Annotated in this window: 6 protein-coding genes and 1 pseudogene; 6 read left to right on the top strand and 1 reads right to left on the bottom strand. The window is 62.2% G+C overall.

Features of this window, described 5'->3' with window-relative positions; all coding sequences use genetic code 11:
- Positions 1 to 704 (top strand): IS66 family transposase (locus IVA82_RS04400; protein ID WP_247493171.1); only part of this gene is annotated, 704 nt, incomplete at its 5' end.
- A gap of 277 nt (positions 705 to 981) precedes the next feature.
- Positions 982 to 1,260: a helix-turn-helix domain-containing protein gene (locus IVA82_RS04395; protein WP_148742779.1), complete on the top strand. Its 279-nt coding sequence runs from the start codon at positions 982 to 984 to the stop codon at positions 1,258 to 1,260.
- 231 nt (positions 1,261 to 1,491) lie between these two features.
- On the opposite strand, the pseudogene IVA82_RS04390 reads toward IVA82_RS04395, so the two are convergent.
- Positions 1,492 to 1,896, bottom strand: a pseudogene (locus IVA82_RS04390) (transposase); the annotation flags it as partial.
- Between the two features lie 343 nt (positions 1,897 to 2,239).
- Here IVA82_RS04390 and IVA82_RS04385 point away from each other — a divergent pair.
- The 4 genes from IVA82_RS04385 to IVA82_RS04370 all read left to right on the top strand — a co-directional run bounded on the left by IVA82_RS04385 (position 2,240) and on the right by IVA82_RS04370 (position 6,078).
- Complete coding sequence (locus IVA82_RS04385; RefSeq protein ID WP_247388736.1) at positions 2,240 to 2,704, top strand: DUF2840 domain-containing protein; 465 nt, start codon at positions 2,240 to 2,242, stop codon at positions 2,702 to 2,704.
- Between the two features lie 41 nt (positions 2,705 to 2,745).
- Positions 2,746 to 3,210 (top strand): S26 family signal peptidase, encoded by a 465-nt coding sequence (locus tag IVA82_RS04380; RefSeq protein WP_247493170.1) that lies wholly within the window; start codon positions 2,746 to 2,748, stop codon positions 3,208 to 3,210.
- A 305-nt stretch (positions 3,211 to 3,515) separates the two neighbouring features.
- Complete coding sequence (locus tag IVA82_RS48465; protein WP_247388737.1) at positions 3,516 to 4,109, top strand: lytic transglycosylase domain-containing protein; 594 nt, start codon at positions 3,516 to 3,518, stop codon at positions 4,107 to 4,109.
- Positions 4,110 to 4,350: 241 nt separating this feature from the next.
- On the top strand, positions 4,351 to 6,078 hold the full coding sequence (locus tag IVA82_RS04370) for a DUF3363 domain-containing protein (protein ID WP_247388738.1): 1,728 nt from the start codon (positions 4,351 to 4,353) through the stop codon (positions 6,076 to 6,078).
- Positions 6,079 to 6,750 lie beyond the last annotated feature (672 nt).

Here is a 6,750-nt window from a genome sequence, read left to right as displayed (position 1 = left end):
TCGCCGGTATCCTGCAAGCCGATTGCTACAACGGCTTCGAGCCGCTGTTCGACCCGCAAAAGAAAGCGATGCCGATCACACCGGCGTTTTGCCTGGCCCATGCGCGGCGGGGCTTCTTCGAGCTGGCTGACATCGAGAAAAATGCTCGGGAAGGTAAGAAGGGCAAACCGGTCTCTCCGATCGCGCTGGAGGCGGTCAGACGCCTCGATGCGTTGTTCGAGATCGAGCGCGCCATCAATGGCTGCGGCGCCGACGAGCGGCGCGCCGTGCGCCAGGAAAAGAGCAAGCCGCTTCTCGAGGACATGCACGCCTGGTTGCTGCGTGAGCGCGAAACCCTCTCGCGCTCCTCCGAGGTCCTGAAGCCGATCAACTACATGCTCAGGCGCTGGGACGACTTCGCCCGCTTCCTCGACGATGGCAGGATCTGCTTGACCAACAATTGCGCTGAGCGCGCATTGAGGGGCATCGCCTTGGGAAGGCGCAACTGGACCTTCGCCGGCAGCCAGCGTGGCGCCGACCGTGCCGCCATCATGCTGACGATGATCACGACCTGTCGCCTCAACGACGTCGATCCCAAGGCCTGGCTCGCCGACGTCCTCGCCCGTATCGCCGATCTTCCCGCGTCGCGTCTGCACGAACTGCTGCCCTGGGAATGGAAGCGCCTGCGCCAAGCCGACAAGCCCGCCGGTCAGCAGGCCGCCTGACCTTCACGCAACGCCATCATAGAGCTCGCCGCGCCCGCGCGCATGCGTCAATCAGGCGGTCTTCGTCGTATGCGTACCCTGGTGCAAGCCGGCTTGGCGCTGATGCGCGGCGGCTATCGCGCATTACTGCATCCCTCATCTCGCAGCGAGTAGAGCAGGGGTGCCGAAAACCATCGGTCCATCTTCGGCATCCCCCTGAGCACTCCTACTCCGTCATGGTGACCGTCGACGCGCGACCGAACTCGGTCGCGCTCCAGACGACCACGGAGCCTCGCAAATGCCCGATCCGAACGCCGGCTTGCCGCCGCGATACCTGCGCACGCCCGAGGCGGCGCGCTTTCTCGGACTGTCCGGTCGCACCCTCGAAAAGCACCGCACCTATGGCACAGGCCCGACGTACCGGAAGCTGGGCGGCCGCGTTGTGTATGCGCTCGAAGACCTGACGGCGTGGGTTGACCGCGGCGCCAAAACGTCCACCAGCGATCCTGGCGCAGGCACAGTCCTGCCCGCGAAACGGCACACGCCGATTCCGTATGCGGGCAAGGAGCGGCGCTGACCTATGCCCGACCGTCATCATCCGTCGCACCGCGCTGTCGCTGCGCGCAGCCACCAGCGGCAGGCGGTGCAGTTTTGTCAGCTGCAGCCGCATGGCGTTGCGGGCGTCGAACGGCGGGGCGACGATCGCTTCCGAGTCTCTCTTTCCGGCCATGATCTCGCGCACCCGCGCGTCAAAACGGCCGACCGAGATCTCGCTGACCTTGAGGCCGAACGGGCGCAACAGGTCGCGGATCATGTTCTCCATGCCCAGCATCTTGCCGCGCATCGCCTTGCGCCCGACCAGCGGCGCGCGCAGCGGCTGTGCGCTCTCCGACTTGACGTGAACCGTACGGAACCAACCGGTCCGCATCATCTGCGCAATGCATTTGGCGTTACGGTCGGTCTTGTTCAGCATCGCGTTCAGCGCCGCCTTGGCGTGCCGGCTCTCGAGGCAGATCACGGCGCGGCCCTTTTCGGAAAGCGCCGTGAACAGCCAGGCGCTGTACGAGAACGCTTCCAGGCCGACGCGCTTGAGGTGGATTCCCCATTTTGCCAGGAACAGTTCGATCGCGTCCGGATCGGTCTCGAGTGTCGCTTCCTGGACGACGTTATTGTCGCCGTCCACCACGCAAACATTCGTTGCCTGCAGCGACACGTCGAGCCCTGCATGAAATTCCGTCGTTCGTCTCTACCATTTTCCGCCGGAACGCGCCGCCCGTTCCGTTCCCGGATTGTCGCGAAGCAACATGTCCGCGATCCGGCCGGCGAGGGGACACAAGTCACTACCTCGGAAAACCTGCAGTGCTTTCGATTCCTTCTAACGAATTGGAGCCTCGCCGATGTGGTCCTTGCAGCAGGATGCTGCAAGCTTCGGCGACCACGATCCATCGAAACGTCATTACAGCCGTCCTGCCGACGCAAAGGCTTCTCGCACGATGCGCCGGTGATAGCCATTCTCGGGACGTCCAAAATCCCTCTCAACAATATGGAGCAGTCAGGTGAGCGACCTCACAATTGTTGAGCTCTTGTGGATCGAGAAGCGCATCGAAAATCGAATCCGGTTCGGTAAACCTGCATCAGAGAAGATCGTTGATCATCACCGGCGCATTCTCTCGTTTTTGCCCGGCAGCATCTTCGCGTTCGTGCGCTGGACGTCCAACGACTTCGGAACCATCCTGTCTCGGATCGACATTTTACGCGCCGTCGCGCCAGGCCAGCGATACTCAACCGTGCCTTGGGTCAGCCCCGGCGGCGAAAGCCTGCTGCGATTAGCCGGTTGGCCCAAGGTCGAACGCGTTCTCCAGTTGATCGACTCCGTAGAGTCACTGGGCATCGATCCTGCCGATGCAGCCCCCGAGTATTGGCATCACGCCCACAACCGTCTTTCTGTCAACGAAAAGCCACGAGCTTATACCCGTGCACGCCACCGGGCGTGGCTCCATCGGCGCAGGATGGCACTCTGATGGGACGGTTGGGGAACATTCTTGCGATGTGTGGGGCCACAATGCTCGCGCTCTGGCCAGTCAACAACACCTCACCATTGTACATCTGGAATGCCTCGGACAGCGTGCCGATCGGAGTCTATCGCTTGCAAGAGGCCGGACCATTGTACGTCACTGAGCTCGTGGCGGTTCGAACGCCAGACCCGCTCGCGACTTTTCTCGATCTCAACGGTTATTTGCCAAGCGGCCTTCCAATGCTCAAGCGTGTGCTGGCGCTGCCCGGCCAAACCGTCTGCAGAGCGGGCCTCGCAATCATCGTCGACAGCATACACATGGGTGAGGCAAGTGAGCGCGATCGTCGCGGCCGGCCGTTGCCGGTCTGGCAGGGCTGCCGGGTCATTGCTGAGGGGGAAGTGTTTCTCATGAACTGGCAGTCGGCGGACTCGCTAGACGGCCGATATTTCGGACCCCTGCCGAGATCGGCCGTCATTGGGCGAGCGCTCCCGGTGTGGACCAGAGAGAAGTGACAATGCCGGCTCTCCCCTGTTGGCCTGTCATTTCTCCATACGGCCGGTCGCAACATCGTTCCTCCGTCTCGGCCAGCTTCCAGAGAATCGGCGCGCATAGCCCCAGGATCAGGCGGCTTCAAGGCCGGCTGGGAGAAACTTTATACTTGGCGGCAGTCCGCACAAGGCGATGTGGGGCCAGTGCTTGCTTTTTGGGAATTCTGCTGACGTTCGGACCGCCCTCGAGCGCCAGCGCGGAGGTCGCATCGCGGGCACCAACTGCGCACTCCATAACCCTGCTTCGCAGCGTTGCATACGCCGCGTTCGTGACCGAAGCCTCCCACCGGTTCGCGATCCCGGAGCGTTGGATCGATGCCGTGATGCAGGTCGAAAGTGGCGGTAATGCGCACGCCATATCGCCTCGAGGAGCGCTCGGGCTGATGCAAATCATGCCCGCGACCTGGGTCGAACTGAGCGCTCGTCACGATCTCGGTATCGATCCGTTTGATCCGCGCGACAATATTATAGCTGGGGCAGCGTACATCCGCGAGATGCTCGACCGGTTCGGATGGGGAGGGTTTCTAGCAGCCTACAATGCGGGACCGAAGCGGTATGACGAGCATTTGGCGACAGGTCGATCGCTTCCAGAAGAAACGCAAACCTATGTAGCCAGACTAGCAGCATTGATCGGAGTTGAGCAACGCAACAGCCGTGGTTCGGCCGCCAGAAACGTCGTCCTGTGGCAGCAAGCTCCAGTTTTTGTTGAGCGATCTGGCAGCTCGTCCGCTGCCGACAATTTTGCATCAGGAGTGCGCACAATGAATTCGTCAAAGGCAGCGCCTAAAGCTGTTGCCAGTGCACTTGTACCTCGCGCGACGGGGCTGTTTTCGCATCGATCAATCAAGGTGCAGTCTCAATGATAGCAATCGGATTTGGTCGCATGGCCTCGAAGGTTCTCGCATGTCTGAGAATGGTCGGGAGGAAGCAGGGGGGAGCCGACCGCCGAGGGCAGGATAAAAGCCGCAAGGTGCGGCCGGTCGGTTGTGCGAGAAAGTGTACCGATTTCAATGATCGACTAAACATTGCGGCGACTCGGAGCAAAGTTCAGCTTTCCCCAAGGCGCTGTTCTTACACGGTTTTCGATGCCTTGCGGCGGCCGGAATGACGCGCGACGATGATCTTCGGATCCGTCCCGGCCGTATCCGTTCCACGCGCGCGCCTCGGACAAAGCCATTTCTGGCGCAGGTACTCACAGCCGCTCAGAAGGCCGGCGGCCTCTCGCGAGGCAAGAATGGCCACGGCCGTAAATTTGGACGCGGCCGCGCCGCGAGCATCGCTGCGGCACGGCTCCTCAATGCCCGCGGCCGCGGCGCTATGGTCAAGGCGCGGGTGGTGCGGCGGATGCGTTCGCCGGGCGCGTTGCGCAACCATATCGGTTACCTGCAGCGCGACGGAGTCACACGCGGCGGCGCTCCGGGCAAACTATTCGACGCTGCGGGGGATGATGCGGACGGTCGCGCCTTCGTCACGCGTTGCGAGGGTGACCGCCATCATTTTAGGTTCATTGTCTCGCCTGATGATGCTGATGAACTTGCCAGCCTGCGTAGCTTCACCCGGGAGCTGATGGACCAAGCCTCGCGCGACCTTGGCACACGGCTTGACTGGGTCGCGGTCGACCATTGGAATACCGAGCATCCGCACATTCACATCCTCGTGCGGGGCCGTACCGATGACGGTGCCGACCTCGTCATCAGCCGCGATTATATCGCTATGGGCTTACGCGCCCGCGCCAGCGACCTTGTCACGCGCGAACTTGGCCCTCGTTCGGAGCTCGAGATCCGCCAGAGCCTTGAGGCGGACACGACAGCCGAACGCTGGACCAGGCTCGATCGGACGCTTGCCCGGGAAGCGGGGACAGCGAACGGCGTTATCGATTTGAGGTTCGAGCGGGAGGCCGGGCGCGATCCATTGCGGGAAATTCGGATCGGGCGGATGCGGACGCTCGAGCGGCTCGGCTTGGCGGAACCTGGCGGTCCCGCGGTCTGGGTTCTGGCCGCCGATGCGGAGGCGAGATTGCGCGCGCTTGGCGAGCGCGGTGACATCATCAAGCGGCTGCACAAAACCCTCACGCGGGACGGCGCCAGCCGCACCCCCGCATCCTGGGCACTTGAGGGCGAAACTCATGGCGAACCGATCGTTGGCCGTCTCATCGCGCGCGGGCTTGATGACGAGCTGAAGGGCACAGCCTTTGCCATTGTCGACGGGATTGACGGGCGCGTGCATCACGTGAAGCTTCCTGACGTCGAGGCGGCCGGCGATGGGCCGATCGGTGGGATTGTGGAACTGCGCCGGTTTGCGGACGCCCGTGGTCGAACACGGATTGCGCTCGCGGTTCGCTCGGAGCTCGTTCTGGACCAGCAGGTCGCGGCGGACGGTGCAACGTGGCTAGACCGGCAGCTCGTTGCGCGAGATCCTGCCGAGCTCTCGCGCAATGCGTTTGGCGCGGAGGTTCGTGCAGCACTTGAACGGCGCATCGATGTTTTGGCCGACCAAGGGCTCGCCCAGCGCGATGGCAACAAGGTCCGGCTAAGCCGCAACCTGATCGAAACCCTCCGCGATCGCGAACTCGACGTCGTCACACGACGTCTCATGGAGGAAACGGGGCTTCCGCACTTGTCATCTGATGTAGGTGAGCAGATTTCGGGGGTTTATCGTCGACGCCTGTCACTGGCCTCGGGGCGCTTCGCGATGATCGACAACGGCCTCGGCTTTCAGCTTGTGCCCTGGTCGCCTTCGCTCGAGCGGGAGTTGGGAAAACAGGTCAGCGGCATCGCCGGTCCAGGCAGCGTCGACTGGGACTTCGGGCGCAAGCGCGGCCTATCGCTCTGACCTGAGGTCCTGGCGCTGCACTGCGCCCAATTGCAGGGCAGGGAAGACTTGGTCGCCTCGCGTGGACTGGTCGAGGCGGAAAAATGGGAGAGGAGCGATAGTGAGCAGCGAATAGCGAATGGAGGGTGTCCACCGTTCTGGAACTATCTCTTCATCGCCTACGGGTTCGCTCGACCTTGCTAGCGCTCGATCATCGACTTGACGCAGCTGGGTGGAAAAATGCGCCGTTCACCCTTAGGTCGCTGAGACTCTCAACGGCTAAATCGCACAGCAGAACCCTTCGAATCTGGATGGCCATCCCGTGTAGTGGAAACGGCATGGGGGCCTTCGATCTTTGATCGGAAGGTGTCTGGCTGTGGCATGATGGCGGTGACGATACTTCCTTGCGTGCTGGTCTCGGATGCCGATGGTCAGATGCTCTGCAGAAGACTCCGGCGCTTCGCGCACCGATCATCAGAGTCCAGTTTGCTGGACCCAGTTGTGGGCGTGTCATCGAGCGGGCGAATAACGATTTCAACCTGCTCGATTTTGATCCGGAGGCATTCGCGCGAGGTTATCCGCGTAGGCAGGCCGGCGAGCAATCGGAGAGCTCCGAGCCCGCAAGCCGGCCTTGACAGCGGATAGCCGAAGTGCAACTCGATTCGCGCAATGAAGATTTGGCAAACGCCCGTT

This window comes from Bradyrhizobium sp. 142 (assembly GCF_023074015.1).
Lineage (GTDB): Bacteria > Pseudomonadota > Alphaproteobacteria > Rhizobiales > Xanthobacteraceae > Bradyrhizobium.
This window is presented reverse-complemented; position numbering and strand designations above follow the sequence as displayed.

What these genes read in the sequence shown, in the direction of transcription:
- IVA82_RS04370 (WP_247388738.1), top strand. Translation starts at nt 4,351, where the DNA reads ATGACGCGCGACGATGATCTTCGGATCCGTCCCGGCCGTATCCGTTCC.
- IVA82_RS04395 (WP_148742779.1), top strand. Translation starts at nt 982, where the DNA reads ATGCCCGATCCGAACGCCGGCTTGCCGCCGCGATACCTGCGCACGCCC.
- IVA82_RS04380 (WP_247493170.1), top strand. Translation starts at nt 2,746, where the DNA reads ATGCTCGCGCTCTGGCCAGTCAACAACACCTCACCATTGTACATCTGG.